The organism is Streptomyces sp. NBC_01006 (genome assembly GCF_045162725.1).
In the GTDB taxonomy this organism is placed as follows: Bacteria; Actinomycetota; Actinomycetes; order Streptomycetales; family Streptomycetaceae; genus Streptomyces.
In genome coordinates this window covers 281905-308463 of record NZ_CP108701.1, presented here as the reverse complement: position 1 = coordinate 308463, position 26559 = coordinate 281905, and the positions used below count along the sequence as shown (strand labels likewise).

The following is a 26559-nucleotide window of genomic DNA, read 5'->3' as shown; positions in this document are numbered from 1 at the left end:
CACGGCCGTGGCGTACGGCGACGTCCACGGGCGCCGCCTGGACGGCCACGTGACGTTCAAAGCGAAGGATCTGGAGGCGCTTTCCGCCGGGAAGGTGATCACCGGGTTCGACGGGGACCAGATCGTGAGTCGGGAGAAGTTCCTCAAGGGCGGCCCCGACCGCTGCAAGCCCTCAGGGTACGGTCCCTATCCCCGCGACCGCCCGACCACGTTCATGGTGTCTCTTCCCGTGCGCTGCGGCGTGCGGCCTGGACTTTGTGCCAGGGGATTTTGGAGCGGGACTGGGCGCGGTCGAGGTATTCGCGCTTTACCGTCGCCGAGCCGGGCTTCCAGCGGCCCTGGTGGGTGGGGTCGCCGCCGGCGTCCGCGATTTCCTGGGCGCCGCCTCGGCGCAAGCCGTGTGAGGTGATCAGGTGCCAGCCGGGCAGCCGGGCCAGGTAGGCGCGGTGGCGGATCCAGTCGCTGAGGGCGTCACCCGTCACGTATTCGCCCCGGGCGGTCGCGGCCGCCCGGTTCTGGAGGCGGCCCTTTGAGGTGAGGGCGCGTATGAGCGGGCCCCAGTGGATGCCCATCCGGTGGAGGCAGCTCAGCCAGTCCCGTACGGCCGACACCGGATCGTAGAGGGGAGAGTCGGCCGGGTCGGCCGGGATGAACGTGCTTTCTCCCTTTCCCTCTTGGTCGGTCTTGGAGTAGGCGATCCAGAGGTCGACCCCGGTGTCCTCGACCTCGACGTCGTCGATGTCCAGGTCGGCCAGCTCGATGCGGCGGTTGAGGGCGCCGCGGCCCACCAGCAGCGCGCACCGGTCCCGCAGCCCGGCCGGTGTGCGCAGGTCACAGGTGTCGACCATGGCGCGCAGCATCGGCTCGGTGATGGCCGGGGCCCTGCGGACACGGTTCCGCTTGCCCCATTCCTTGCGGTACTCGGCCAGCATTCCGCGGGCCTCGGTGGTTCCGGGCCGCTGGTCCTCCGGCATCCACGTACGGACGCCCGACATGTACGTCCGGATCGTGTTCGGAGCCATCTCGCGGGCGATCAGGCCGGCGACCCACTCCACGTACGTCGCCGTTGTGCACGGCTGCGCGATCCGGCCCATCGCCTCGCACCATTCGGCGAAGTTCCTGCGCTGGCTGCTGTAGTTGCGGTTGGTGTTGGCCGGCGCGGCCTTGTTCTTCAGGCGCTCCACCGTGGCCGGGGACACCTCGAAGTCCCGGCGCGTGTACGTCGGGGGCGTCGGCCTCGGTGGGCACCGCCGCGCCCGGGTGGAGGATGGTGTGCCGGTCGAGCAGGGGGCGAGGCGCTGCTGCGGGTGGGACGGTGGCGGGCAGCAGTGCGTCGTCGACGAGCTCGGCCTCAAGCACCTCGGCCTCCTCGGCCGGCATCTCTCCCGTCGACCCCTGATACCCGGTCATGAGCCTCTCCCCTGACGATCGTTCCTGGACAACCACCCTTGTATAAGGGAATTTATACGAGGGTGGGGGAGGTGAGTTGCCGCGCGACCCACGGGTAGGGGGGCCTTGGGACTGGTAGGCCCGCATGTTCAGGAGTCGCGTATTCGCCGTAGCCGCCGGTCGATCGACACCCTGTGTCAGTGCTCTGCGGCATGATTGCCGCCATGGACACCGAGATACTTGTGGACGTCTGGCAGCGGCTTCTCGCTGACCCTCGCAAGTCGTGGGTGCTGTTCGAGCATGGCACTTGTGTCGTGCTGACCGCTCCGGAAGGGGAGCTTGCTGAACAGGCGACCGAGATCCTGAAGAAGTTCGGCCCTGCGCATGCCGGATCTTCGGCAGGAGACTTTGGGGTGATCGACCCCAAGGACGTCGAGGGATGGGTCGTCACCGGGCATCACAACGACGTCCTTACCTATGTCGGCCCCTATGAGCCTCAGGATCAGTCGCAGATCAGTGTCGGCCTTTTCGGACGTTCCAAGCGCCACCGGGACGGCACCGAGCTCCACGTCGTCCATGTTGAGGACAAACGAGGCTCAGCGGACCCAGCCTGAGTACCGCGCTTCATCGCTGGTGGTCGCCGGGGGCGTATCGACTCCATGTTCCTCCGGCTTCGGTGACCAGACGGGTGGCGGTCTTGTCGTGGTAGCCGAGCGCCTTCGCGATGACGGGAGCCGGGGCCTGGAGGACGAGCTGGCGGATCGCGGAGGCCCTACCGCGGTGCGACGGAACGCCGAGCTCAGGCAGATGGACCTGGAGGCTGACCGGGTTCATCGGTTGTCCGGGCTGACGGCCGGGAAGAGCCACTGTGCGCTTCTGCTGCTGGCGTAGGGCAGGTGCTGGCGGGACCGGATGTAGGCCCGCATCAGGTCGCCGACGGGCTCCGGCAGCGGGGACGCTCCCAGTTGGACGGTGACGGTGATCCCGTCGTCGGTGATGTCATCGACGGCAAGGCGGACGATGAGGCTGACGGGTTGCGCATAGAGGAGAACGAGGGTAAGGGCGACCCGGCTCCGCAGGGGCAGGGAGTCGTCATTGAGGACACGCCCCCCGAGACGGCCAAGACCGTCTGTGACCGTACGTACTGCTCCCCGCACCCGCGGGGACGACCTCCCCGGCCTTGCGCTGCGACGCGGCGTAGCGTGCTCCCTGCACCCTCGGGGATGGCCCCGCGGGCGATCAGTCGGTGACCCCGGCGGCCGTCTGTTCTCCGCGCCTGCGGGGATGACCCAAGGCCGACGCCGCCCAGCCGAACGGGCTGTTCGCGGGATGGCTGTATGGGCTGTGGCAGATCAACATGCTCGGTTCGCTCCCGCGTAACACGGCCTCGGGGAAAATCGGTACAGCGGTTATCGGTGAGAACGATCACGGTCTGGGCGGCACGAGGGTGCTGACCCGGTTCTCGTACTCGCGGCGGGCCTGGCGCTGGGCCGGGACCGCCGGGACGCCCTGGGCACCGTCGAGTGGCTGGCAGCGGGCGAGGAGCCTGCGGTGCACGGCGGGGGCGGCGGTGACGCGCAGGGTGCAACCCTGGCCGCGCCGCATGGTCACCCCCTGGTCGAGCGCTGCCCGTTCGGCGGCTTCCAGCTCGGCGGCGTGGAGGAAGTCGGTGACCTTGCCCGGCATGTCGAGGGTGACCGGCAGCTTCGGGGCAGGGCCGGCCTCCTGCTCGATGGCGGTGTGGTCGGGCATGAGTTCGGCGACGGCCGTGCGGATGGCACCGCGACTGACGCCGTGGTCGCGGGCGAGGGCGGCAATTGAGCGGCCCTCCAGGTACGCGGTGCGCACGTCGGCGGTCTTGCCGGCCGGGACGGCGGGGCGGCGTCCGCCCTTGTTGCCCTTGGCCTCGGCGGTGCGTAGGCCGTCGTAGGTCAGCTCGCTCTGGAGGTCGCGCTGGAGTTCGCCGGCGGCGGCGAGGGTCTGCACCATGAACTTCACTGTGGACAGCAGCTCGCCGGTGCGCGGGTGGCGGCCGGTGAGGTCCATGGCGGAGAACGCGCCGTCGTGGATACGCAGGGCGAGGCGGTCGCGGTGGAGGACGTCGAGGATGTGTCCGGTGCCGCGTACGAGGCGGAACATCTCGGAGATGTGCACGGTGTCGCCCGGCCGTGCGTAGTCGAGGAGCGCGCGGAACTTCGGGCGCTGGAAGGGGTGGAGGCGGCTGGAGGTGCCCGGGTCCTCCTCGAAGACGACGGGGTCCTCGATGCCGGTCTCGTCCAGGACGAGGTCCTGGCGGGCGGTGGACTGCTGGTCGGTCGAGACTCGCTTGTAGACCAGGTTCGCCACCGAAGGGTCCCTTCCATACGGAGGATCGGACCCTATCTGTCGTCAAACCCTGCCAGCAATCACCATCGGATCTGATTGGATTCGCGCCGCCGAGAACCCCCGGATTGCACGGGTTCATCGGACGCGTCGGGCGCCTGTCGTCAAACGATCGTTTGACGACAGAACCTTCGGGGTGGAGCGCTCCTCGTCCGGTCCCGTGGCGCAACCAAAGCACGCGATCTTGGTGCGACTGCTGCTGGATCAGCGGCCGCTGTTAGCCTGCCGTCCATGATCAAGGGCAGCCTGGCAGGCCGAATAGGCCGCTTAGTGGGGGACAGCAGGCCGGAGCGCGTGCTGATTGCCGCCAGTTTCGTCAACCGAGTCGGCAATGGTCTGTTCAACGCGGCGTCGGCGCTCTATTTCACGTTGGTCGTGGGCCTGCCTGCGGTGCAGGTCGGCGCCGCGCTCACCATCGCCGGAGTGATCGGCCTGTGCGCGGGGATACCAGGCGGGCATCTGGCCGACCGGCGCGGGGCGCGCACGATCATGATGTCGGCCCTCGCGGTCCAGGCGGTGTCGATGGCGGCCCTCGTCCTCGTCGAGAGCTGGGCCGTGCTCACGGTCATCGCGACGGTCGACCAGGTCGCCGCGGCGGTCGGCGGGGCGGCGTCGGGCGCTCTGGTGGTCCGGGTCGGGGGTGATCGCCCGGCCCTGTTCCGGGCGAAGCTGCGGACGTTCGTCAACTTGGGCGTCGTCCTGGGAACAGTGGGTGCGGGGCTGGCGCTGGCCGCGGACACACGCGGCGCCTATGTCACGCTGATCCTCGGTAACGCGGCGAGCTTCGCCCTGTGCGCGGTGCTTCTGCTCCTGCTGCCCCGCTATCCGGTACTGGCAGCACCGCCGCAACAGCGGCGCTGGCTCGTCCTCACGGATCGTCCCTTCCTGGCGTTCACCGCCCTCTACGGGGCCATGGGACTGCAGTACCCGGTGGTCTCGCTGCTCCTGCCGATCTGGATCTCCGAGCACACCGAGGCGCCGCGCTGGACGGTGGCCGCGCTGTTCGCCGTCAACTCCCTCTTCTGTGTGTTGATGCAGACCAGGATCGGCTCGCGTATCGAGACCCCGCGCGACGGCGGCCGGGCGTTTCGCACGGCGGGGCTGCTCTTCCTCGTCAGCTGCCCGATGATGGCGCTGGCGGCGTACACCCCGGTCTGGGCCGCGGCAGGACTGGTCCTGACCGCGATCTTCGTCCACAGCCTGGGAGAGGTCTGGGAGTCGTCGGCGGGCTTCGCCCTGGGCTTCGGACTTGCCCCCGACCACGCCCAGGGCCAGTACCAAGGTGTCCTCGGTCTCGGCTTCAGCGCGGGCCAGGCTCTCGCCCCCGCGATCCTCACCACGGTGGTGCTCGGCCTCGGCACGAAAGGCTGGCTGCTGCTGGCGGTGTTCTTCGCGGCAGTGGGCGCTGTCGGCCCATCTCTTGCCCGCTGGGGCACGCGGACCCGGCCGCAGCCAGGCGTTGCCGCGGAAGCGACGGGATGACCGGCGAGTAGGTGTCAGAAGCCTTCTTCCTCGTCGTCCCCTTCCAGCTCCGGCGCGTCCGGGTCGCGCAGCGGGCGCAGGGCGCCGGCGGCCGGGACGCTTGCGGTGAAGCTGTAGCGGCCGAGAAGGTTCAGGTTGCGGTGCTTGAGCGGGGAGAGCCGGGCGATGTCCTCGTCGCGGAGCTCGTGGCCCTCGGCGCGGAGCTGGGCGACGGCGGCGTCGATGTACTTCGTCGTCCAGAGGACGATGGCGTTGAGGACCAGGCCGAGCGCGCCGAGCTGGTCCTCCATCCCGTCGCGGTACGCCTGGTGGATGGTGCCGCGCTTGCCGTTGCACACGTCCCGGGCGAGCTTGTGGCGGGACTCCTGCACGGTGAGCTGCCGGTTCATCTGCCGCCGGTAGGTGTCGTCCACCGGGTCGACCACGCGCAGCAGGTGCTCGGTCTTCGCGATCCGCCCGTACTCGGCGAACGCCTGCCCCAGCGGGACCGGGCGGTTCTCCCGTCCGAGCATCCGCAGCAGGTCGTGGGCGCGGACCTGGCTGGTGACCAGGGAGCCGGCGACCCGCAGCATGTCCGGCCAGTGCGTGATCACCTTGTTCAGGCTGACCCGGTTGCGGGCTAGGTCCTTCAGCACCCCGTACGTCCCTGTCTCGACCCCGGGCATCGTCGCGTGCCAGAACGGCTGGTCGTCCAAGTCGCGGAACCGCGGGCTGAAGTTGTAGCCGAGGATCTGGAACAGGCCGAAGACCATGTCGGAGTACGAGGCGTTGTCGGTGGCCACCATCTCCGGCTTCACCCCGCCGTCAAGGTTCAGCAGGGCGTCCAGGATGTGCAGGGAGTCACGCGGGGTGCCAGGCACGACCATCTGCTCGATGCCCGCAACCTGATTATTTACGGCATTTAGTCATGCAATACCCCTTTTGAAACCGAAGTACTTCGGCGACGGAGCCGCGCTGATGGTGCGGACGGGAACGACGAACCGGAGCCCGTCGACCGACGCCAGCAACCCCTCACCCCAGAGCCGGACGATCGGCACTCTCGCCTGGGCGTCGATCAGCAAGGCGTTCGCCGCGGCGATCGTGTCGGCCCGCAGGTAGTACTGGTCGACGTGCACGAGCCGGGCCCGCGTGAGCGCCTCGTGGCCCGGGTTCACCACCGGGGTCAGGCCGATGTTGCACGCTTCCGAGACCAGCAGCGCGACCACCGAGGTGGTCAGGTCCTTCATCCGGGTCGTGCCGTCGCCGAGGTGGACGAAAGCGTCCGGGAAGCCGGTCCAGGCGTGCACCTCGAAGAGCAAGTCCGGCAGGTCGACCTTCGGGAGCATCTTCTCGACCCGGCCGCGCAGCCAGGCCAGGGACTTCGGCTCGCCGAGCGCGCCGAGCTTGTTCACGTTCAGCTTCGCCCGGCCGCTCTCGGTCGTCTCGATGCTGACCTTCGCGGCCGGGCCCCGTTTCTGCGAGGCGTTCCGCGAGCTGCTTCCACCCGGCGTCCAGGCCCCGGACGAGCTCGGCCAGGTGCTCCTGGACCGGCATGTCCAGGCTCAGCCCTGCCAGGACGTCCTCACGCACGGCCTCCCACTCCGGGCCGTCCAGCAGCCGGGACCGCGGGTCGGACCAGCCGGGCAGCGCCGGATCCGCCCGCCGGGCGGCGCCCGCCACCGTGGTGTGCAGCCGCTTCTCCGCGGCAGCCCGCGCCTCGGACACCTGCCGGGCCAGCACGCTCACCCCCCGGCAGCAGCACCCGATGACGGCGCAGCCAGCCCACCGCCTGGTTGAACAGCGCCACCGGCCCCTCGGCGTGCGTCCACGCCCGCCCGTGCAGGAACGTACGGAACCGCCGGCCCCACTCGGCGTCCTCGTACAGGTGGTAGCCGTACGCGTCCCGGATCTCCCACGCATGGTCGTACAACGTCTGCCGACCCTCGGTGTACCGCTTCACGCACGACGGGTCCTCGATCCCGAGCTGCGCAGCCAGATGATCCACCACCGGCCACGGCACCGCCAGCGGGTCCTCCAGGAACAGCCCGATGTACCGCACCGTGCACATCTGGAGCGCGAGCCCGAGCTGATGGTGGTTCGTACGCCGCAGCGCGATCAGATCCCGGTCGACGTCGTCCAGGAAGAAGAACCGCTCCAGCTCGGGCCTCGTCGGCTCCTCGGCGAACTTTCCGTACGCCTCGGCCTCTATCTGTACGCGGTCTTGAGGTGTCAGCGACGTACGGCACGTGGCTCGGGAGGTGGCATCTGGACCTGTGGCTGACACTTCGTCGTGACCGTTGTCCGTGACGGTCGTTGCTCCATCCGTGGAACCAATGGGTGGGGAGGCCGGGGATGTACGTGCGACGGGTCGTCGGGACGGGGATGCGTAATGAGACGTACACCGTCGTGGACGGCGAAGGACGGGTCGTCGAGATCGTGGACGACTACCTCGCCCTGTGCACCGACCGAGAGCACTCGCCCAACACCCTCCGGGCCCGTGCCTTCGACCTGAAGGTGTGGCTGGTCTTCCTCCAACTCCTGGAGGTCGATCTGCTGACCGCGTCTCCGGAGCACGTGGACCAGTTCGCCGGTTGGCTGCGACGCCCGGTCCAGCCGGGACGGCTACGGTCGGCGGACGCCGATGGTCCTGCCCGGGAGCCGTCCACGGTGAACCGCGCGCTGAACAGCGTCTACATGTTCTACGAGTTCCTCGCGCGCCGCGGTGTCGGCATGGGAGCCCAGCTGACGCACCGCCGAGCGACATCGACCGGCGACCACGGCGGGTTCCTCGCCGGCATCGCGGAGCGGCAGGTCACCCGTCGGCCGACACGGCTGAAGCAGGTCAAGCGGAGGCCCGGAACGCTGACGGACGCCGAGGTGCAGAAGATCCTCGACGCCTCCGAGCGGCTGAGGGACCGGCTGCTGATGGCTTTGATGTTCGAGACGGGCTGCCGGATCGGGCAGGCGCTTGGCCTGCGGCACGAGGACATCAACACGGACCGGCGGACGCTGACACTACGGCCTCGGGAGGACAACGCCAACCGCGCACGCGGCAAGAGCCACGACCCGAAGGAGATCCCCGTCCGGCAGACGCTGCTCGACCTCTACACGGACTACCTGTTCGCCGAGTACGGCGAATTGGACTGCGACTACGTGTTCGTGAACCTGTGGAACGGCACCATCGGCACGCCGATGGGGTACTGGGCGGCGATGAGCCTGGTCAAGCGGCTGCGACGACGCACAGGAGTCGACTTTCACCCCCATCTGTTCCGTCACACTCACGCGACCGCGCTTCTACGGGCGGGCGTGCGGCTGGAAGTGGCGAGTGAGCTACTCACGCACCGCTCGGTCCACACCACGGCGGACACCTACGGCCACCTGGACGCGGACGACCTGGCCGACGAGCTGGACCGGGTCGGCTTCAGGGGCTCGTGGTGAGCGCCGACGGCCGCCTGGCCGCCGTCGTCCCGTTCCCTGCAGATCCGCGGACCGCGGCCCTGCTCCGCGTGGTGCGGCCGGAGTTCCGAGTCAAGCGCTTCGTGCCGCCCGCCGGGCACTTCCTGGCCCCGACCCCGTGCGTGATCACCACATGCTTGAGGAAGAACGCCTCGCACGGGTTGTGCGCCGCGCACGACGCAGCCTGGCGGAAGGCCGGCCGGCCCGAGCGGGAGGCGTGGACAGCGGACCCGGCGAACTGGCCGGCCGGGCTGAGCCTGGACGTGGCCTCGTGCCTGGTCAGTGAATGCCTGCACTCCGGCGGCCTGTCGGGCCTGTGTGACCTGCACCTGGCCGACCTCAACGGTCTGCACTCGCGGGGCCAGCGCATCAGCGTCCGCGAGTATGCCGACGTGGCGCCGGAACTCTCCCGTCCAGCGGCTGGGCGGTGCGGCTTCCCGGACTGCGGCTACGAGATCAGCCGCAACGGTTTGTGCGACGGGCACCACTACCGCTGGACGAAGGTCGGGCGGCCTCCGCTGGCCGCGCTGTCCGCCGAGCTGACGCTCCGCAACGTCCCCAGCTTCTCCGTCGCGGGCCTACCGCCGCTGGCGGCGCTGGAGTTCCAGTACCTGCTCCAGCTCCGCACCGACCAGCGCCGCTCCAAGGTGATCCCCAGCTCTTGGGACCGCGCGATCAACACCGTCATCGCCGAGGGCGTGTCCTCAGTGCGGGACCGTACCGCCCACCACTGGCGTTGCCTGTCGCTGAACTACACCACCGTCCCTCAGCTCTTCACCGATCTGCTGGAAGCCCTCGGCGACCTCGATGGACCAGCGGAGGAGTGGGACAGGGACGTGTGGCGCCCCGAACGGCTCGGCTACAGCATCGAGGAGCGGCAGCGCGTCGCCCCGCTGGACTTCACCGGAATCACCCAGACCTGGCTGAGGCAGACGGTCAAGCGCTACCTGCGGGTGCGGCTCGCGCGCACGGAACTGCGGTCGGCCGCGCGCAACCTCCACGACTTCGTGCTCTTCTCCCGGTTCATCGCGGAGGCCCGCCCGGACCGGCAGAACGACCCGGCGGTGCTGGACCGGCCGTTGCTGGAGTCCTATATCGGCTGGGTCGGCCGCAGGACGGTGGAGCAGAAGGGACCGTATTTTGGCCAGCCAGTGTCCCCGGGGAGCCGCAGCCGCTTGCTGTCGGCGGTCTCCACCATGCTCGAAACGTGGCGCCGCTACGACTGGCAGCCCACGCTGCCAGCCGACGCCCGGATCCACCCGGACGAATACCCGCGGCCGCGCGGGCTGAAGGCCAACTTCATCGACGAGCACCTGATGGAGCAGATCGAGTCCGAGGAGAATCTGGCCCTGCTCGACCCCGAGACCCGCACACTGGTGATGATCTGCCGCGACGAGGGCCTGCGCATCAGCGAAGCACTCACCCTGAAGACCGACTGCCTGAAGAAGACCCCGTCGGGCCGCTGGGCCCTGGTCCACTACAAGAGCAAGGACAAGAGCTTCAGGGCCATCCCCGCCTCCCGCGTGGTGGTGGACGCGATCCGGGAACAGCACGGCCGGGTCCGGGAACGGTTCGGCGGCGCCTGCCAGTGGCTGTTCCCCAAGGTCAGCGGGAACCCGGACGGAAAGTATCCGATGCCCTACGGCACCGTCGACACCCGCTTCGACGCCTGGCTGAAGCGGATTCGCCTCATCGACTCCAACGGCGACGCCGCCGCTGTCAGCTGGCATCAGTTCCGGCACACGCTGGGCACCAGAATGGCGAACGCGGGCGTGTCCGGACGCACCATCCGCGAGGTCCTGGGCCACACCTCCTGGGCCATGCAGGAGCACTACTCGCGCATCGCGGACGACACACTTCGCCGCGAGTACGAGGAGAAGTACGAGGTCCGCTTCAACCTCAAGGGCGAGGCCGTCAAGATCCACCGCGACAGCGACCTGTCTGGTGTCGAGTGGCTCGCAGAGAAGATCGGCCGCCGTCTCCACGCCGTCGCCGGCGGCTGGTGCGGACGGCACATCTCCCGCCCCTGCCCCAAAACCGCGGCCGACGGCTGCTACTTCTGCGACGACTTCCAAAGCGACCGGCAGTTCCTGCCCATCCACCACGACACCCTCGCCCGCACCCGCGAGCTGCAAGCCGGCGCCGCTACCGCCGGCCGTTCCCGCGCTGCTGACGTCAATGCACAGCTGGCCGCCGCAGTCGAGCACCTCATCGCGCGCATCACCAAGCAGGAGAACGACGGAATTGCCCCGGCGTTGGACGACCTTCCCGGCGGCCCAGGCGAAACGGAAGGGGAAGCCGATGCGGGCTGACAATTCGAAGCGTCTGGCCGAGGCCGCACAGCAACGCCGCCTGGGCTGCATCGAGCGTGTCCAAGCTGCCCTGGAGGGGCTGGAGCGCGACGGCGGACCGGTGACCGTCGCCGGCGTTGCCGCGCGGGCAGGGGTCTCCCGGACCTTCCTCTATGACGACGCCCAGGCTCCGCTGCTGGCCAGGTTGCGCGACCTCGCGAGCAAGCAGCCCGCCACGGGACGACCGGCCCTGCCCGATCAGCAGCGGATCACCACCAAGTCGCACGAGACGGTGGTGCGAGCGCTGCGGGACGCCAACCGGAAACTGAACGAGGAGAACGAGCGGCTCCGCAACGAACTCGCCGTGGCCCTCGGACAGCTCCGCGACCTTCGCCGAGGCATCCCCGCTCCACGCGGTTAATGTCCGGTCTCGAGGTACGGCCCGACATCGGCGAACCGGCGGATCCGGTCCTGTTCGGCGGTCTCGTCGGAGGCGTCGAAGTGCCGTACCTGGTTCCACCAGCGGTCATGGTCGTAGCCCTCGCAGTGGTTGAACTCATGGGCCGTACTGCGTAGCCGCTGCCACTCCCGCACGATCGCGGCCCGCTGCCACGTCTGTGGCCGCTCCACCGCGAGGAGCGTGTACAGGAGCCCGGCCGAGTCGCAGACCAGGATGAGCAGAGACCGCATCGCGAAGGACGTCTCACCGGTCTCCCCGACCTCCTCGTACACCCGCCCCAACTGGACATTGAGGAATGTCTCCAAGGCGCGGACGTCGTCGGGCCTGAGGTCTTCGGCGTAGGTGAGGGTGCGCTCGGACGGCGGGGTGGTCATGTAGGTGGGTCCTCCCTTCCCTGCGGTGCCAGCTGGATCAGCTCCGGTGGCGCTGAGCAACTCTACGGAGAGGTGACTGACACTGTCAGCCACATAAAAGACCAGCTCATCCCGCCTGGTGAGCGCAAGAGGTCCAGATAACGGCCTGCTCATCAGTCAGAAATTCCACCGGCACGGGCCGGACGGTAGCCGCCCCTCACCGGCGATCGACGATCTTCCCGCGAACCCCAGCGCAGCGCCGGATCACTGTGCTAGCCGACCATGATCGTTCTCACCGGTACCGCTGTTCCCCGAGGCCGTAACAGGCTCCGGTATCTGCTGCTGCGGCAGTTGAGGAAGGTGAGGTGGACGCCTGGGTTCAGGCGGTCGCGTCCCCTGATCGGGCCGGCCTTGGCAAGGAGGAGGCGGGAGGAGATACGTGCGAAACGGGCCACCCCTGGGCAAGGCGGCGGGGAAGGTCGACCGGCAGACCGAGGCCATGCTGTTGGCCAGGTGTGCCAGGGCGTACGGGACCGGTGGGCAGAGCGGCACGGGCTCTTCTGGCGGCCGAGGATGCCTTGACGGACATGCGGGACCCGGTGCCCACCTAGCCGGTTCTTGCCAGGACGCATCAGGACGTGTTGTGAAGGGAGCAGTCACTTGCTCGCTGCAGCGGGATGTTCCCAGTGGTCCTCGGCTGCAAGGGCAGGGTCCATGCCACCCGGATGCCGTCCAGCAGCGTGCGCGCGCTGTAGGGCGAGATCCCCAGTTCTTGCCGGGCGTCGGCCAGACGCTGAAGGTCACCTTCGCGGCCGAATGCCGCAGCCGAGCGAGTGCGCCTGTCCAGGCCGCTGCTGCTGAAGATGTCGAGGAGAGTCAGCGAGAAGTACGCGTACGCGGAGGCCTCCTCGATGAGCTGGCGAGTGGTATCGACAAGATCGGGGTCGGCCGGGGTGTCCGAGTGGTCGGCCGCTCCGTAGAAGGCGAACCGCTCAAGGGTGGGCCGCAGACTCAGGTCGGAGCACGGACACGGAAGCTGCAGGTCCCTCACCAGCGCACCGAAGGAAGAGAGGATGCCGCTGGTGCTGCGTGTGAACTGGTGCTTGCTCAGCAGAGTCCGGAAGCCGGCCAGTGTCTCGGCCAGCTCTTCCAGGATCAGGTGGCGTGAGATCTCGGTCAGTTCGTCGGACTGCGACTTCTCCTGCATTTCCAGGATCTGCAGGCCGTACCGCAGGAGATCTCGCAGGCCACCGCCCGACAGTGCATGGGCCAGCCCAGCGTACGGGGCTGTGAGTGTCTTTGAGCGGCTGGAGAGAATCGTCCGGGACTCTTCGAGAGTGCTGGGCTGGACATGGAGGATGTCGTCGAGGGAGCTGTCGGTCACGTCCCGGTGGGGCAGCCCGCGCCGCACGAAAGCGGCTCCGACGTCCTCGGCCACCGAGATCAGGTAGTAGACGTCAGGGACACCCAGGATGGCCTTGATCTCGCTGAGGAACGCCAGCGCCTGGGTATCGGAGCCCAGCCGGTCGACCTCGTCGATGGCGATCACCACGGCCTTGCCCGCTCTGGCCTTCTCCGTGGAGATGAGACTCAGGAGGCGCCGGAAGTCATCGACCAGTTCGGGGAAGCTCACCGGTACCGTCGAAAGGGACGATGTGTGGGCGGTGCCCAAGGTCAGGACCTGCGCGGCGCTGGAGCTGAGGGCGTTCGATGACGACTGCACGGTCTGCAGGCGGTAGAGGTAGTCCTGGCAGCGCACGACAAGAGGTGACTCGGCCGGGCCGGGCTTCCACAGCCCGATCCTGAGCAGCAGCGCCGCAACGACGAGGGCGGCGAGCCGCAGAGGATTCGCGGGATTAGCCAGGAGGGCCTGGAACTGGTCGTTGCGCAGCAGCAGGACGAGGAACAGGCCGCCTACGAGGTAGGTGAGAGGGCGGAAGACGCCTCTGGCCGAGATCTCGTAGGAACCGATCGAGAGTTCCCCCTCCGACTCCTTGGCCGTGCGGCAGCCCTCACACGCGACCAGGAGCACGAATAAAACGATCAAGGTGCGGATGTCCACCTGCTCGAGCTGGAAGAAGATCTCTTTGTCGGTGGCCAGGTCACGGGCGACTGCCGCAACCAGCAGGAAGCCCAACAATCCGGCGAACACCAGCGGGATCTGGAACAGCACACGGACGACGCCGGCCCTCCTCCGTCCTCGCCACCACAACAACCCAACCACGGCAACCAGCATGCTGCTGGTGACCGAATGTCCCTGCCACATCTGGACAACGCCGCGGCTGACTCTCTCAGAGAAGACGCTGACGAGATGAGCCCCCGCAGGCAGGTTGTTGCTGTACAGCGCACGCACTGATGCTGCCGAACCCAGCACCACGAGCGCCGCGGCCGGCACCGCGAACAGCGCCCACCGCCCCACACGTTTCCCAACCGCCCGCAGCCTCCGGCCCAGCCGCTCGAAGGGCGAAAGCCGTGTGAATTCGGGAACCGGCTTACCGCTGTCCCGGACATACGTTTGGCACAGGCGTACCGACAACGACACCAGGAAGTCATGCGGGGTATACGAGGCCGGCGCCTGGGCCATGACCCCGAAATCCGCCGCCCGCACGGCGCTTTCCAGCAGGGTGGTCTTCCCCGAACCCCGCGGACCGCAGACAGCGATGGTCCCGCCCTCAATCTGCTGCAGCTTCCGCTTCAACTGCAGCAGCGCGGCATTCTCCACCACATAGTGGGCAGCCCGCGGGGTACGCAGACCATCCTCATGACCGTCACGGACGAGCAGGGAATCCGGATCCTCTCCCAGCATTTCCCGGATCACCGCAACGGCCGCAGGCCCCGTCCCCTCCCGCTGCAGGAGCTCCGCCCACTCGATCGCGCACATCCCCGCACCGAAGCGGTACGCCAACCAGCGGAACTTCGCGGTCGCTGCCCGCAGGCACTGCCGCAGGTTCGACCACACCGTGCCGCCCCGAACGTGCAGCCAGGTGACAACCCCCGCCGCAGCTGCAAGGAGCAACAGCGGAATCAGCGGACCCCAGATCAGGAGCAGGAAGAGGAGACCGCCCGCCGGCAGCAGGCAGACCGGCCGCCAATCCCACTCCGCCTCGTCCACGGCCTGCCCATAGGCGACCGCAGCCTCGGCTAACTCGCCACACGCCCTGTCAAAACGGGCCCGACTTCCGAGCACGTCATCACACAGGCCGATCGCCCGCTCGCGATACGGCTCCGTGCACATACGCGCCAAGACCGCGGAGCGACTGACCCCTTCACGCCTCCCCAGAAGACGAGCAGCCTCCCGCTCAGCCAGAGAAGCACCCGCACACCGGAAAAAGACGCCTTCCGGATCCGGCACAAAGAAGAAATGCTCAGCCCTCGCATACCAGATCTCCAGCTGCGACTCCAACGTACGCATCGCCCGGCCTCCCCCCCCAGTGAAAGAACCAGCGGATGCTACGCCCTGACCATTCGGCCCACGCCGACCAGGCCAGAAACAACTGGCCCGCAACCGATACCTGGCGAGAACACAACGCTTCGGAAAGGTCTCTCTCCCCCCGAACCTGGATCCGGAACGATGACCCGATGGTTGACCTTCCGACCGTCCCCGGCCGCGCGTCGTCGGCCTTTCCCCCGCAGGTACCCCGCCCCGCCGAGAACGCCTGCAGCGCTGCCGCAGCGGTCGGCCCGGGGGCCGCCGCGCCGACCGCACGGCAGAGCCAGTCCCCGAAGCCGTACGTGCTGCGGGGGGACGCCGTCCGCGCGGCCGGGGAGGTCACCTCCCGGTTCCAGGCCTGGTTCGCCAGCCCCATGGGCCAGGAGGCCAAGGCTTCCGGCCATCGCAGGGTGCTCGAACTGAGGGCGGCCTGGAAGCAGGTACCGCCCCACGACGCCGATCCCGTCAAGGCAGTCGCCCCGTGCACGTCGAGCGCCTTCTAATGACAATGTTGGAGTTGTGATTAAGGCGGGCGGCGTGCACACTCCCTACATGAGCGACACGCCACGCGCCCGCGCCCGTCAGGCTGAACTCACTGCCGCGCACAAACGCGAACTCAGCGAAGGACAGACCGCCATCGACAACGCGCTCGAAGAGGTCGAGCGGCGGCGGAAGGCCTACGCGAAGTCCGCGGGTAGCATCGCCGACGAGCTCGGCCGGGGAGGGATCTCCGCCCTCGCCCGCCATCTGGACGTCTCCGCCCAGTACGTCTCGACGCTGATCGCGTCCGTCAAGGAAGCCCCGGCCGGCACTGAGAGGAGTGCAGCCGCATGAGCCAGCCCGCCCACGAACCCACGGTCGTACCCCAGCCGCCCGTGCAGGCCGAGGCGATCCGCATCGTGCTCGCCCAGGTCGCCCCCCACCTGCTTCCACAGTTCGACCAGGACCGGGCCGCCGCCACCGCCCGAGCCCGCGCCGAGACGTCGCCGACGCCGCTGCGGGTGTTCGCCGAAGCGTGGGCCGTCGAGGTCGCCATCGCCCGGCACCCCGAGACCGTCGCACGATTGCGGGAACTGGAGGCGGCCGCCGTCGAGGAGACCGACCTACGGGCCGCCATGGAGATCTCCGCCGAGATCAGCGGCATCCGCCGGGCCGCGGCCGCCGAGGCCGGCGTCGGCGGGGCTGCCCGGTGAGCGACGAGTGGATGTGGGACTACGCGTTCCAGGCCGAGGATCAGGCGAGCTTCCCCAAACTGGTCCTCGATGAGGTGAAGGCCCTCGCCGAGCAGATCGTCGACCTGGCCAACCTCGGCATCAACCCGGCCGGCTTGGAGAACCCACCCCCGGCACCGCCCGTCGGCACGTCCTGCCGTGCGGAGGCTGGTTCGAGACCCAGGCCCTTCCCCGGGTACGGCCACGCATGATCTTCGTCGTCCTGGTCGCGCCGCCCCCGCACCTGCTCTGACCGCCAGCACCCAGGAGAGCCGACGAACCGCTCCCTCGACGCACTCGTACTCTGTCATCCTCGGTGGCAGCCAAGCAGCTACGGACTGCGTCCTGAGACGGGGCGCTGTGGCGGATCATCCCCACGGGTGGACCCAGTCGTTCCATTCGATGTCCTCCGCCCCGTGCTTGCCGGATCCCCGGTCGGCCGCCATCTGCTTGACCGACGGGTTGAACAGTCCGGCGGCGATGAGATCGTCCCTGTGGGCGGTCCACAGCTGCGCGCGGGCGTCAGGGCTGAGTGACTGCCACAGTCTGCGCAGTTCGGCCTGCTGGGCCGGCTTGGCGTCCTTGCCCAGGGCGGCCAGCTTCATCGCCCGCGGCAGCTGGTCCTGGTCGAGCGAGGTGTACTCGGCGTGCCCGGCGTTGTACGGGTCGGCGCCGTGCGAGGCGCGCAGCGCCCGGGTTGCGGCGGCGTCCACATCGGCCGCATGGCTGACCAGGCCGGTGAGCGTGTCGGCGTACCAGCGGATCATGTCCTGGGTTCGCTGGTTGGGGCCCTTCGCATCGCAGATGGATGATTCCACCCTGACCTTGCCACCGCCGCCGTCGGACACCAGCAGCCCCGGGTCCGGCTCGGGCGTGTGCGCGGGGTCGCCCCGCCTCGCCTCGTCGGCCAGTGCCTTCGCCTGCTTCTGGATCTGTGTCAGCTCGGCGTGTGCATCGGCGAGGACCAGGTGGATGCTCTTGGCCTCACGCTGGAGGTCGTCCACCTCCTTCGCGGCGCTGCGGACGAATTCCCGGGTGACGGTGGCGTTGACCCCCTCCCACCGCGCTGCCTCGGACTTCTTCACCAGGCCGTCGCGCACGGTGCCGTGCAGCTTCGCGAGTTCCTCGGCGGCCGTCTTCCACTCCGTCACCGCCTCGTTGAGCTTGCCCAGGTCGAGGGTGATGAGGTCGGTCCAGGTGAGGGTCACTTCACGTACCTCTGTATCTCGGAGACCGACAGCGCGGAACCGTCCGCGGTGGCGCATGCCGGCGGCAATGGCCTCGTCGTCGTTCGCGTGGGCCTTCTTGGAGAAGTCGAGGTGGTTGGAGATGTGCGCGTACATCTGCAGCACCGTCTTGACCTGTGAGTCCCAGGTGGAGAGCGTCGCTGACGGCTCCGACCCCATGGCCAGGTTCCTGGTGGAGCATTCGGTAGCGGCACGGGCGGTCGCGCCGGTGCCGGCGATGTCCGCCTTGGCACGCAGTTGGCCGTGGATGAGGAACGCCTCGTGCCCGACGGCGCCCAGGTCGTCCTGCGTGACGACCAGGTCGTAGGAGGAGCCGCCTGCCGCCGCGGTCCTCTGGGCATCCGCCCATTCCTCGTCGAACGTCACCGGCCCCCTCCGTAGCTGCACGACACGGAAGGGATTCACCCTAACAAGCGTTACATCAGCAGGCGTTCAGTGCATCCGGCCCAGCTCAGCGACGACGGTCTTGCCCACGCGATCCCGGTCATGCACTTCCCAGCGGGCCGCCACGGCCTGTACGAGGAGCAGGCACCGGCCGGTGTCGGCGAGCGGCGGGGGCACCGGGCCCGCGCCGGGAAGCGGGCGCTCACCCCGGGTGTCGAAAACCTCGATCCGCCCGCAGCGCAAATGCGCCGCGTCCTGGATCGGCTGCATCGGACAAATAAGAGCAAGATGCCAAACGGCACGACGAGCAGGTGGCGGCGCGGGCCGATCGCGTGCTGCATCTCACCTTGGGCCGCCGTAGGGGCCGCTCCGGTGCCCTCGTCTCCGGACGCTGGGCGGCGGCCTGGCCCGGCGCGACGGTTCGGCTCACCGCCGGGGTCGTCATCGCGTTCGTCCTCGTCGGACAGACCCAGTTGTGGGTGACCCGCAACACCGGTCCGGCGGTGCAGGCGCAGCAGACGGTCAAGCGCGTCGGGACCAGCGCCGTCCTGGTGGAGCTCCGTGACGACAAGCCGGTACCGCCCGCATTCCTGGCAGAACTCCCACCAGGCGTACAAGCCCTGCGACTGGCCGTCGACCATGCGAAGGGGACCGCCGAACTCAACGGCCCCTGCGAAGCGCTGCAACGGCTCGCGCTTCCCTGCACGCAGGAGCCTACGCCGGTCGAGTTGCGGAACGCGGACGTGCGGGTCAAGGAGCTCTACAGCTGGGACACGCCGGGCCAGGGACTCTTCGCCCGGCAGACGGAGACCCCGAAGAGAGCCGTCATCGTGACCGCCAAGGGCTGTGGGTGCTGCTGTTCGGCGCGTTCGCCGTCATCGTGATCGCAGTGTCCATCGTGGTCTCGAACCTTGCCGAATTCGTCCGTTCAGCCGCCAGATCACTGCGCTGAGCGTGCTCTCCGGCAACCGGACCATCTACCTCAGCACCGCGTTCTTCACCCTGTTCCTACCGCTCGCGGCCGCGTCCCTGATCGGCCTGGCCACGCACTACTGGCTGGCCACGCCCATGACGGCCGGCCCCTACTGCGACGGCGCAACCCACTCCTGGCCGGTCCTGACCCTCGTACTCGCCACCACGCTCGCCATGGCGCTGCTCGTATGGCTATGGGGCGCCTACGGCGCGGTACGACTGACACACCGCTGGCGCCCGACAGCCGACTGACCACGGACGCGACAGGGTCCTGTCGTGCACGGCCGTGCCACCCAGCCATCGCCTCTAACCACCCGGCGAAGTTCCTGCGTTGGCTGCTGCAACTGCGTGGGTGTTGGCCGGTACGGCGTTGTTCTTCAGGCGCTCCGCAGTGGCCGGGGACACCTCGAAGTCCCGGCAGCGGGGCGGCGCTGCCGGGGGTGGGGGTCAGGCTGGGGTGGGGTGGGGGAGGGGGGAGAGGCCTGTGGGGAGGTCGCCTCGGGAGGTGATCTGGAGTTTGCGGTAGACGCGGGTCAGGTGCTGTTCGACCGTGCTGACCGTCAGGTAGAGCTTCGCCGAGATCTCCCGGTTCGTGAGGCCCTGGGCCGCCAGCGTGGCGACCCGCTGTTCCGAGCTGCTCAGCTTTGCCGTGGTGCCGGCCGCCGGCGTCGCCTCCGACGGGGCGCGGTCGCGCGCCGCCGGGGTGGTCAGGGGGGCGTCGGGGAGGATCTCCCGGCACAGGGCCGTGGCCTCCGCCTCCTTCGCCAGGTTCCACGCCGAGCGGATCATCGCGCTGCCCTTCGCAGGCGAACCGTCCGCCTGCAGCGCCCGCCCCAGCTCCGCCATCGCCCGCGCCGCCTCCACCCGGTCCCCGGAGCGGTGCAGTGCCTCGACCGCCTGCCCCAGGACGGCCGTACGCCGCTTGGGGTCGCCGGTCAGCGCCTTGATGCGGAGCGAGACGCCCCGTACGTACGGCCGCTGCGCATCCGGCAGGGTCAGCTGCTGGAGCGCGAGCTGCTCGGCCCGCGTCCCCTCGCCCAGCCTCAGCAGCGCCTCCGCCGCATCGGTGCGCCACGGCAGGAACGCCGGTCGGTCCACCCGGCCGGCCTCCATCAGCCGCCCGACTTCCAGGAAGTCGGCGAGCGCCGCGTGCGGCTGGTTGACCGCCAGCCGGTACAGGCCGCGGGCCCGCAGGAACGCCAGCCCGTGCAGACCGGTGAGCAGCCCCTTCGGCACCTGCCGGTCGGCGAGCCGGGAGGCCTCCGTGAACCGGCCCATCGCCGTGCACGCCCTGATCAGCACCGCCGCCGGCGAGCACGGGAAGCTCCCGCCGCGCTCCGGCAGCGCCTCCAGCGCCGCCGTCGCGTGCGCGTGCGCACCCCGCAGATCGCCCATCCGCAGCAGCGCCTCGGCGTGCAGCGCGGCGAACACCGCGCTCCAGCCCGGCGCCTGGCAGCGCCGGGCCTCCTCCAGCAGGTTCCGGCTCCACGGCACGGCCCGCTCGGGATGCTCCGAGCAGATCAGCGACCGTACGGCCTGGGCGAGCGGAGCCACCGTGGCATCCGTCAGCCGGGCCGACTGCAGCAGCCGCTCGCCCACCGCGGCCGTGGCGTCGACCAGCGTGTCCAGCGCGGAGGCGGCCGGCTCGCCGAGGGCAGCCGGCAGCAGGGCGGCGGCCTCGGCGAACTGCCCCTGCGCGAGCAGCAGCCCGGCCAGCGGCTGCACCTGCTCGGCGTCCAGCAGACCGGCCCGCGCCGCCTCCAGCAGCTCGCCCAACTGCCGCTCCGCGGCGGCGGGATCGAAGCGGGCCGTGATCTGCGCGAGCCGTACCCGGATCCCGCGCTCCACGTGTTCGTCGCCCCGCGCCCGCGCGGCGAGCTCCAGCAGCCGCGCCGCCTCGCGCGCGTCGCCCCGTACGAGGAGTTCCTCGGCCGCGTCCCGCAGTACGGCGACCTCTGCCGGACCGCAGTCCAGGGGCCGGCCCTCGGCGCAGGCGGCCAGCAGGTGCTCGGCCACGGCGAGTACCGGCCCGCGGTCCTCGCCCAGCACTCGGGCGGCCTCGCGGTGCAGCGCGGTCAGGGTCTGCGGATCGCACTCCTCCAGGGCCGCGGCGCGCGCCGCGGGGTGGCGGAAGCGCAGGCCCTCCAGCAGGCCCGAGGCCTCCAGCGCGGCCAGCCCGCGCCGGGCCGCCGCCGTGTCGAGGCCGGTCAGCCGGGTGACCCGGGCGGCGGTCGCCTGCTCGCCGAGCAGCGCCGCCGCACGGGCCAGCGCCAGCCCGTCCGGGCCGCTGCGGCGCAGGCACGTCGCGACGGCCTGGGCGAACGGCCCGCCGGGCTCGGGGCAGGGGAACGAGGGGGCGGGGAACAACGGGGCGCAGGGGCCGGTGGCGGCCGACTCGGGCGCCTCCCGGCCGGCCGCCTCCTCGACGAGCGCGCGCAGCAGCAGTGGATTGCCGCCGCTGATCCGGTGCAGCTCAGCGGTCTCCGCGGCGTGCGCCGATGGCTCCTGCCGGCCCCGTACGAGGGCCACCTCGGCCGCGGTCAGCCGCTCCAGCCGCATCCGCCGGAAGTGCGGCTGACGCATCAGCTCGGTGGTGAACGCCGGGTCCTGCGCCGGGGCGTGCACCGCGCCGGCGACCACGACGAGGACCGGGGCGGTGCGCGCGTGCCGGGCCAGGTACTGCACGTACTGCAACGACTCGCGGTCGGCGTACTGGACGTCGTCGACGCAGAGCACGACCGGGCAGTCCAGGCTCAGTTCGCGCAGCTCCGCGCAGAACGCCTGCATCGCCTCGACGCGCGAGGGCGCCCCGGGGCCCTCGGACGGCCTCGGCAGGGCGAAGACCTGCTCGCTGTTGACGAGCTGGCGCAGCACGCCGAGCGGCACCTGCTGCTCCTCCGGCGCGCCGACCGCGTACAGGACCAGCGCGCCGGACGCCGCGGCCCGCTCGGCGACGAGATCGACGAGCGCGCTCTTGCCGCATCCCGTGCCGGCTTCGATCAGGACGATCCGGGACTGCCCCGCGACGCAGTCCGCGAGTGCCGTCTCCAGGAGGTCGATTCCGGCTTCCCTGCCCGTCAATGTCATAGCCGCCCCCGCGATCCGTCGGTCCACCCACCCCTGACCCAGGACAGGATGGAGCCCGCGCGCTACAGAGCAGGTCGAGGAGAAGCGGAGGTCGGGACGGAAACCGGCCAGGACGGCGGGCGGGGGCGCGTCAGGGCGCCGGCTGTACGCAGAGCAGACCGGCGTCGCGCATTTCCTCGACCCATATGTCGAGATCGGCCCGCGCGTTTTCCGGTGCGGTGTTCCACAATTCGGCGAGCATGTCGGCGGCGATTCCCGCATCGCCGTCGTGGCGGCGCAGCACAATCCACATGGCGGTCCCCACCGGGCCGCACCGGAATCGCCCCGAACCGGCGGCGGGACCGGCGCAGGCACCGGGACCGGGACCAGCACCGGAACCCGTCGCGTACGCGGCGTGGAGCTCCAGACAGCCGTCCTCGTCCACGGAGGCGGCGACCACACCAGGCGTCGGTCGGACGCGCACGGCCACCTCCACTGCCGGATCCGAGAACTGCGAGAAATGTCGGCACCAGCCGATCGAGGACACCTCAAGCTATGGGCGAACGCCCTCCGGATCCATGGCAGCCGCCGCACTCTGGGGTGGTGGCTTCCGCCGACCCCCTACGGAGGGGTGAAGGCGCCCGGGCGGAGATAGGGGGAGCGAACCGGCGCGGGACCGGCGGATCCGGCGAAATACCGTCCCTATTCCGGCAGAAAAGGCCGTACGCATGCGGCATCCGCCCGGGCGGTCAGCTGCGCATCACCCGAAATCGCCGGCCCAAACCGGATCGCGGGCGCTTGGCCGAATTGTGTGCGGGCTGCCGGTCGAAAGGGGAGTCGAAAAACCGGGTGCCCGGAATTGGGCCCCGCCCCCCGTCCCGCCCCGACCGTTTCTCCACCCGTAATCCAGCCGTCCTCAAGCGACCCTGGACCGGGCGGCGAGCCCGTCCGCGCCGAGGAGCGAGAGCCGGTGCGGCGGCTCAACGGGCGGTCGAGTCTGACGCGATCGCGGTTCGCGAGGCTGACCCCTGCCCTGCTCATCCTCGGAGGTACCAGGTGAATCCGCCCACGCCCGTCATCACCGACGCCGTCCCCAGCCAGAGCGGGACGGGGTCCAAGGAAGGGCCCATGGAAGGCCAAGGACCCAAGGAAGGCCAAGGGCCCAAGGAAGTGCGCCGCCTGGACCGGGTGATCATCCGTTTCGCGGGTGACTCGGGGGACGGCATGCAGCTCACGGGTGACCGGTTCACCTCGGAGACGGCTTCCTTCGGGAACGACCTCTCCACGCTGCCGAACTTTCCGGCCGAGATCCGCGCCCCCGCCGGCACCCTGCCGGGTGTGTCGTCGTTCCAGCTGCATTTCGCCGATCACGACATCCTGACGCCGGGCGACGCCCCGAACGTACTGGTCGCGATGAATCCGGCCGCGCTGAAGGCGAACATCGCGGACGTCCCGCGCGGCGCCGAGATCATCGTCAACACCGACGAGTTCACCGAGCGCAGCATGGCCCGCATCGGCTACGCGACGTCCCCGCTGGAGGACGGCTCCCTCGACGCCTACCAGCTGCACCCGGTGCCGCTGACGTCCCTGACGATCGAGGCGCTGAAGGACTTCGGGCTCTCCCGCATGGAGGCGGGCCGCAGCAAGAACATGTTCGCGCTGGGGCTGCTGAGCTGGATGTACCACCGCCCGACGGAGGGTACGGAGGCGTTCCTGCGGCAGAAGTTCGCGAAGAAGCCGAACATCGCCGAGGCGAACGTGGCGGCCTTCCGGGCGGGCTGGAACTTCGGCGAGACGACCGAGGACTTCGCGGTCTCGTACGAGGTGGCCCCGGCGACCCGGGCCTTCCCGGCGGGCACGTACCGGAACATCTCCGGGAACCTGGCCCTGTCGTACGGGCTGATCGCGGCGAGCCGGCAGGCGGACCTGCCGCTGTACCTCGGTGCGTACCCGATCACCCCGGCGTCGGACATCCTGCACGAGCTGAGCAAGCACAAGAACTTCGGCGTACGGACCTTCCAGGCCGAGGACGAGATCGCGGGCATCGGCGCGGCGCTCGGCGCGGCCTTCGGCGGCGCACTCGGCGTGACGACGACCTCGGGCCCCGGTGTGGCCCTGAAGTCGGAGACGATCGGACTGGCGGTATCCCTGGAGCTGCCGCTGCTGATCCTCGACATCCAGCGCGGTGGCCCGTCGACGGGTCTGCCGACGAAGACGGAGCAGGCGGACCTGCTCCAGGCGATGTACGGGCGCAACGGCGAGGCCCCGGTGCCGGTGGTGGCGCCCAGGACCCCGGCGGACTGCTTCGACGCCGCCCTCGAAGCGGCGCGGATCGCGTTGACGTACCGGACCCCGGTCTTCCTGTTGTCCGACGGGTACCTCGCGAACGGGTCGGAGCCCTGGCGGATCCCGGACGTGGAGGAACTTCCGGACCTGCGCGTCCGGTTCCAGACGACCACGAACCACGTACTGGCGGACGGCACCGAGGTGTTCTGGCCGTTCAAGCGCGACCCGCAGACGCTGGCCCGCCCGTGGGCGGTACCGGGCACGCCCGGACTCGAACACCGCATCGGCGGCATCGAGAAGCAGGACGGCACCGGCAACATCTCGTACGACCCCGCCAACCACGACTTCATGGTCCGCACCCGCCAGGCCAAGATCGACGGGATCCGGGTCCCCGACCTGGAGGTCGACGACCCGGACGGCGCCCGCACCCTGGTCCTCGGCTGGGGCTCCACGTACGGCCCCATCACCGCCGCCGTCCGCGAGCTCCGCACGGTCGGAGAGGCCATCGCACAGGCCCACCTGCGCCACCTCAACCCCTTCCCGAAGAACCTCGGCGAGGTCCTCAGGCGATACGAGCGCGTGGTCGTCCCCGAGATGAACATGGGCCAGCTCGCCCGGCTCCTGCGCGCCGACTTCCTCGTCGACGTCATCTCCTTCACCCAGATCAACGGCATGCCGTTCAAGGCCGGACAGCTGGCCGACGCCATTCAGGAGGCGAACCGTGGCCAGTGAGCTCCTCAACCTCGTGCCGAAGGCCGAGGCCAAGCAGTCGATGAAGGACTTCCGCTCCGACCAGGAGATCCGCTGGTGCCCCGGCTGCGGTGACTACTCGGTGCTCGCTGCCGTGCAGGGCTTCATGCCCGAGCTCGGGCTGGCGAAGGAGAACATCGTCTTCATCTCGGGGATCGGCTGCTCCTCGCGTTTCCCGTACTACATGAACACGTACGGGATGCACTCGATCCACGGCCGCGCCCCGGCCATCGCCACGGGTCTGGCCACCTCGCGCCGCGACCTGTCGGTGTGGGTGGTCACCGGAGACGGCGACGCGCTGTCCATCGGCGGGAACCACCTGATCCACGCCCTGCGCCGCAACGTCAACCTCAAGATCCTGCTCTTCAACAACCGGATCTACGGACTGACCAAGGGCCAGTACTCGCCCACCAGCGAGGTCGGCAAGATCACCAAATCCACCCCGATGGGCTCGCTCGACGCGCCCTTCAACCCGGTCTCGCTGGCGCTGGGCGCGGAGGCCACCTTCGTCGCCCGGACCGTCGACTCCGACCGCAAACACCTCACCGAGGTACTGCGCGCGGCGGCCGACCACCAGGGCACGGCGCTCGTGGAGATCTACCAGAACTGCAGCATCTTCAACGACGGCGCCTTCGAGGTGCTGAAGGACAAGCACACCGCCCAGGAGGCCGTGATCCGGCTGGAGCACGGGCAGCCGATCCGCTTCGGCGCCGACGGGAACAAGGGCGTCGTACGCAACCAGGCCACCGGGGACCTGGACGTCGTGGACGTCACGCCGGAGAACGAATCGGCGATCCTCGTCCACGACGCCCACGCCAAGTCCCCGACCACGGCCTTCGCGCTCTCGCGCCTCGCCGACGCGGACACCCTCCACCGGACCCCCATGGGAGTCTTCCGCGACGTCGAACGCCCCGTCTACGACACGCTGATGGCGCAGCAGCTCCAGGCGGCCGTCGACAGCAAGGGCAAGGGCGACCTCGCCGGCGTCATGGCCGGCAGCGACACGTGGACGGTAGTCGCCTGAGCGACGTGTGTCAGTGGGCCGCCTGGGACAACCTGCCCAGCGCGGCCCACAGCACTTCCGGCGTGGCGAAGGTCTCGGGGCTGAGCGCGTCGTCGACGAACCGGACGCCGTACGCACTCTCCAGCGACCCCAGCAGCTCGACCGTCCCGAGGGAGTCCAGGCCCGCGTCCCGCAGGCTGGTGTCGGGGGCGAGCGGCTCGCCCTCCGAGAGGAACGGCAGGTACTCGCGCAGCAGTTCCTCGAATCGCCGGTCCCAGGCGGCCATGGTGGACTCCCCGTCTCTCGCGTGGTGGGCAAGTGACGCTACGAGGGCCCGGCCGCCCCGAGGTACCCCTGTCTCCCCCTAAAACTCCGGCGGACAGCGAGCGGGGCATGGCACCGCGAAGGCCCCGTCCGG

The 26559-nt window shown here is 69.7% G+C and carries 24 protein-coding genes and 1 pseudogene; 13 read left to right on the top strand and 12 right to left on the bottom strand.

Annotated elements, in window-relative coordinates; all coding sequences use genetic code 11:
- Nucleotides 1–212 precede the first annotated feature (212 nt).
- Nucleotides 213–1199, bottom strand: a complete 987-nt coding sequence (locus tag OG509_RS41170; protein WP_331742246.1) for an integrase — start codon at nt 1197–1199, stop codon at nt 213–215.
- Between the two features lie 414 nt (nt 1200–1613).
- On the opposite strand from OG509_RS41170, the gene OG509_RS41165 reads away from it, so the two are divergent.
- Nucleotides 1614–2003: a hypothetical protein gene (locus OG509_RS41165; protein ID WP_331742243.1), complete on the top strand. Its 390-nt coding sequence runs from the start codon at nt 1614–1616 to the stop codon at nt 2001–2003.
- Between the two features lie 10 nt (nt 2004–2013).
- On the opposite strand, the gene OG509_RS41160 is transcribed toward OG509_RS41165, so the two are convergent.
- From OG509_RS41160 to OG509_RS41150, 3 genes are all read right to left on the bottom strand, one after another.
- The gene (locus OG509_RS41160; RefSeq protein WP_331742240.1) at nt 2014–2223 is read right to left on the bottom strand and encodes a hypothetical protein; all 210 of its coding nucleotides are present in this window, start codon (nt 2221–2223) and stop codon (nt 2014–2016) included.
- A complete protein-coding gene (locus OG509_RS41155; protein WP_331742236.1) occupies nt 2220–2546 on the bottom strand; it encodes a hypothetical protein in 327 nt (108 codons plus the stop codon). Before OG509_RS41155 ends, OG509_RS41160 begins: the two co-directional genes overlap by 4 nt.
- A 268-nt stretch (nt 2547–2814) precedes the next feature.
- On the bottom strand, nt 2815–3735 hold the full coding sequence (locus OG509_RS41150) for a recombinase family protein (protein WP_331742233.1): 921 nt from the start codon (nt 3733–3735) through the stop codon (nt 2815–2817).
- A gap of 267 nt (nt 3736–4002) precedes the next feature.
- On the opposite strand from OG509_RS41150, the gene OG509_RS41145 reads away from it, so the two are divergent.
- Nucleotides 4003–5253: an MFS transporter gene (locus OG509_RS41145; RefSeq protein ID WP_406187905.1), complete on the top strand. Its 1251-nt coding sequence runs from the start codon at nt 4003–4005 to the stop codon at nt 5251–5253.
- Nucleotides 5254–5267: 14 nt separating this feature from the next.
- Here the strand turns inward: OG509_RS41145 and OG509_RS41140 are convergent.
- A pseudogene (locus OG509_RS41140) lies at nt 5268–7465 on the bottom strand (Tn3 family transposase).
- A 119-nt stretch (nt 7466–7584) separates the two neighbouring features.
- Between OG509_RS41140 and OG509_RS41135 the strand changes: the two are divergent.
- Genes OG509_RS41135 through OG509_RS41125 form a run of 3 tightly spaced genes read left to right on the top strand, consistent with a single transcriptional unit; the run spans nt 7585 to nt 11400 of the window.
- A complete protein-coding gene (locus OG509_RS41135; RefSeq protein ID WP_406187904.1) occupies nt 7585–8670 on the top strand; it encodes a tyrosine-type recombinase/integrase in 1086 nt (361 codons plus the stop codon).
- Nucleotides 8667–11000: a tyrosine-type recombinase/integrase gene (locus OG509_RS41130; RefSeq protein WP_406187903.1), complete on the top strand. Its 2334-nt coding sequence runs from the start codon at nt 8667–8669 to the stop codon at nt 10998–11000. Before OG509_RS41135 ends, OG509_RS41130 begins: the two co-directional genes overlap by 4 nt.
- Entirely contained in the window at nt 10990–11400 is a 411-nt protein-coding gene (locus OG509_RS41125) for a DUF6262 family protein (protein WP_331742218.1), read from the top strand. Before OG509_RS41130 ends, OG509_RS41125 begins: the two co-directional genes overlap by 11 nt.
- Here OG509_RS41125 and OG509_RS41120 read toward each other — a convergent pair.
- Entirely contained in the window at nt 11397–11813 is a 417-nt protein-coding gene (locus tag OG509_RS41120; RefSeq protein WP_331742216.1) for a hypothetical protein, read from the bottom strand. The genes OG509_RS41125 and OG509_RS41120 overlap by 4 nt on opposite strands.
- A gap of 610 nt (nt 11814–12423) precedes the next feature.
- The gene (locus tag OG509_RS41115; protein ID WP_406187902.1) at nt 12424–15204 is read right to left on the bottom strand and encodes a hypothetical protein; all 2781 of its coding nucleotides are present in this window, start codon (nt 15202–15204) and stop codon (nt 12424–12426) included.
- A 167-nt stretch (nt 15205–15371) separates the two neighbouring features.
- Here OG509_RS41115 and OG509_RS41110 point away from each other — a divergent pair, with 167 nt between their 5' ends.
- The 4 genes from OG509_RS41110 to OG509_RS41095 are packed head-to-tail and all read left to right on the top strand — an operon-like array spanning nt 15372 to nt 16645.
- On the top strand, nt 15372–15725 hold the full coding sequence (locus OG509_RS41110; protein ID WP_331742209.1) for a hypothetical protein: 354 nt from the start codon (nt 15372–15374) through the stop codon (nt 15723–15725).
- Between the two features lie 49 nt (nt 15726–15774).
- Nucleotides 15775–16056, top strand: coding sequence for a hypothetical protein (locus OG509_RS41105; RefSeq protein ID WP_406187901.1), 282 nt, complete (start codon nt 15775–15777; stop codon nt 16054–16056).
- Entirely contained in the window at nt 16053–16415 is a 363-nt protein-coding gene (locus OG509_RS41100) for a hypothetical protein (RefSeq protein ID WP_331742202.1), read from the top strand. Before OG509_RS41105 ends, OG509_RS41100 begins: the two co-directional genes overlap by 4 nt.
- Nucleotides 16412–16645 carry a hypothetical protein gene (locus OG509_RS41095; protein ID WP_331742199.1) on the top strand — a complete coding sequence of 78 codons (234 nt, stop codon included), beginning with the start codon at nt 16412–16414 and terminating at the stop codon, nt 16643–16645. Before OG509_RS41100 ends, OG509_RS41095 begins: the two co-directional genes overlap by 4 nt.
- A gap of 156 nt (nt 16646–16801) precedes the next feature.
- On the opposite strand, the gene OG509_RS41090 is transcribed toward OG509_RS41095, so the two are convergent.
- Together OG509_RS41090 and OG509_RS41085 are read right to left on the bottom strand one after the other, a co-directional pair.
- The gene (locus tag OG509_RS41090) at nt 16802–18046 is read right to left on the bottom strand and encodes a hypothetical protein (RefSeq protein ID WP_331742196.1); all 1245 of its coding nucleotides are present in this window, start codon (nt 18044–18046) and stop codon (nt 16802–16804) included.
- Between the two features lie 66 nt (nt 18047–18112).
- Nucleotides 18113–18334 (bottom strand): hypothetical protein, encoded by a 222-nt coding sequence (locus OG509_RS41085; RefSeq protein WP_406187900.1) that lies wholly within the window; start codon nt 18332–18334, stop codon nt 18113–18115.
- A 77-nt stretch (nt 18335–18411) separates the two neighbouring features.
- Between OG509_RS41085 and OG509_RS41080 the strand changes: the two genes are divergently transcribed.
- Together OG509_RS41080 and OG509_RS41075 are read left to right on the top strand one after the other, a co-directional pair.
- Complete coding sequence (locus OG509_RS41080) at nt 18412–18948, top strand: hypothetical protein (RefSeq protein ID WP_406187899.1); 537 nt, start codon at nt 18412–18414, stop codon at nt 18946–18948.
- Nucleotides 18949–19018: 70 nt separating this feature from the next.
- Nucleotides 19019–19288, top strand: a complete 270-nt coding sequence (locus tag OG509_RS41075) for a hypothetical protein (protein WP_331742190.1) — start codon at nt 19019–19021, stop codon at nt 19286–19288.
- Nucleotides 19289–19483: 195 nt separating this feature from the next.
- Here the strand turns inward: OG509_RS41075 and OG509_RS41070 are convergent, their stop codons facing one another.
- Nucleotides 19484–22123 carry an AAA family ATPase gene (locus OG509_RS41070; protein ID WP_331742187.1) on the bottom strand — a complete coding sequence of 880 codons (2640 nt, stop codon included), beginning with the start codon at nt 22121–22123 and terminating at the stop codon, nt 19484–19486.
- A gap of 130 nt (nt 22124–22253) precedes the next feature.
- Nucleotides 22254–22415: a hypothetical protein gene (locus OG509_RS41065; protein ID WP_387289332.1), complete on the bottom strand. Its 162-nt coding sequence runs from the start codon at nt 22413–22415 to the stop codon at nt 22254–22256.
- A gap of 815 nt (nt 22416–23230) precedes the next feature.
- On the opposite strand from OG509_RS41065, the gene OG509_RS41060 reads away from it, so the two are divergent.
- Both OG509_RS41060 and OG509_RS41055 read left to right on the top strand, forming a co-directional pair.
- Nucleotides 23231–25120, top strand: a complete 1890-nt coding sequence (locus OG509_RS41060) for a 2-oxoacid:acceptor oxidoreductase subunit alpha (RefSeq protein WP_331742760.1) — start codon at nt 23231–23233, stop codon at nt 25118–25120.
- A 40-nt stretch (nt 25121–25160) separates the two neighbouring features.
- Nucleotides 25161–26162, top strand: a complete 1002-nt coding sequence (locus tag OG509_RS41055; protein WP_331742758.1) for a 2-oxoacid:ferredoxin oxidoreductase subunit beta — start codon at nt 25161–25163, stop codon at nt 26160–26162.
- Between the two features lie 10 nt (nt 26163–26172).
- On the opposite strand, the gene OG509_RS41050 is transcribed toward OG509_RS41055, so the two are convergent.
- Nucleotides 26173–26427, bottom strand: a complete 255-nt coding sequence (locus OG509_RS41050; protein ID WP_331742181.1) for a phosphopantetheine-binding protein — start codon at nt 26425–26427, stop codon at nt 26173–26175.
- Nucleotides 26428–26559 lie beyond the last annotated feature (132 nt).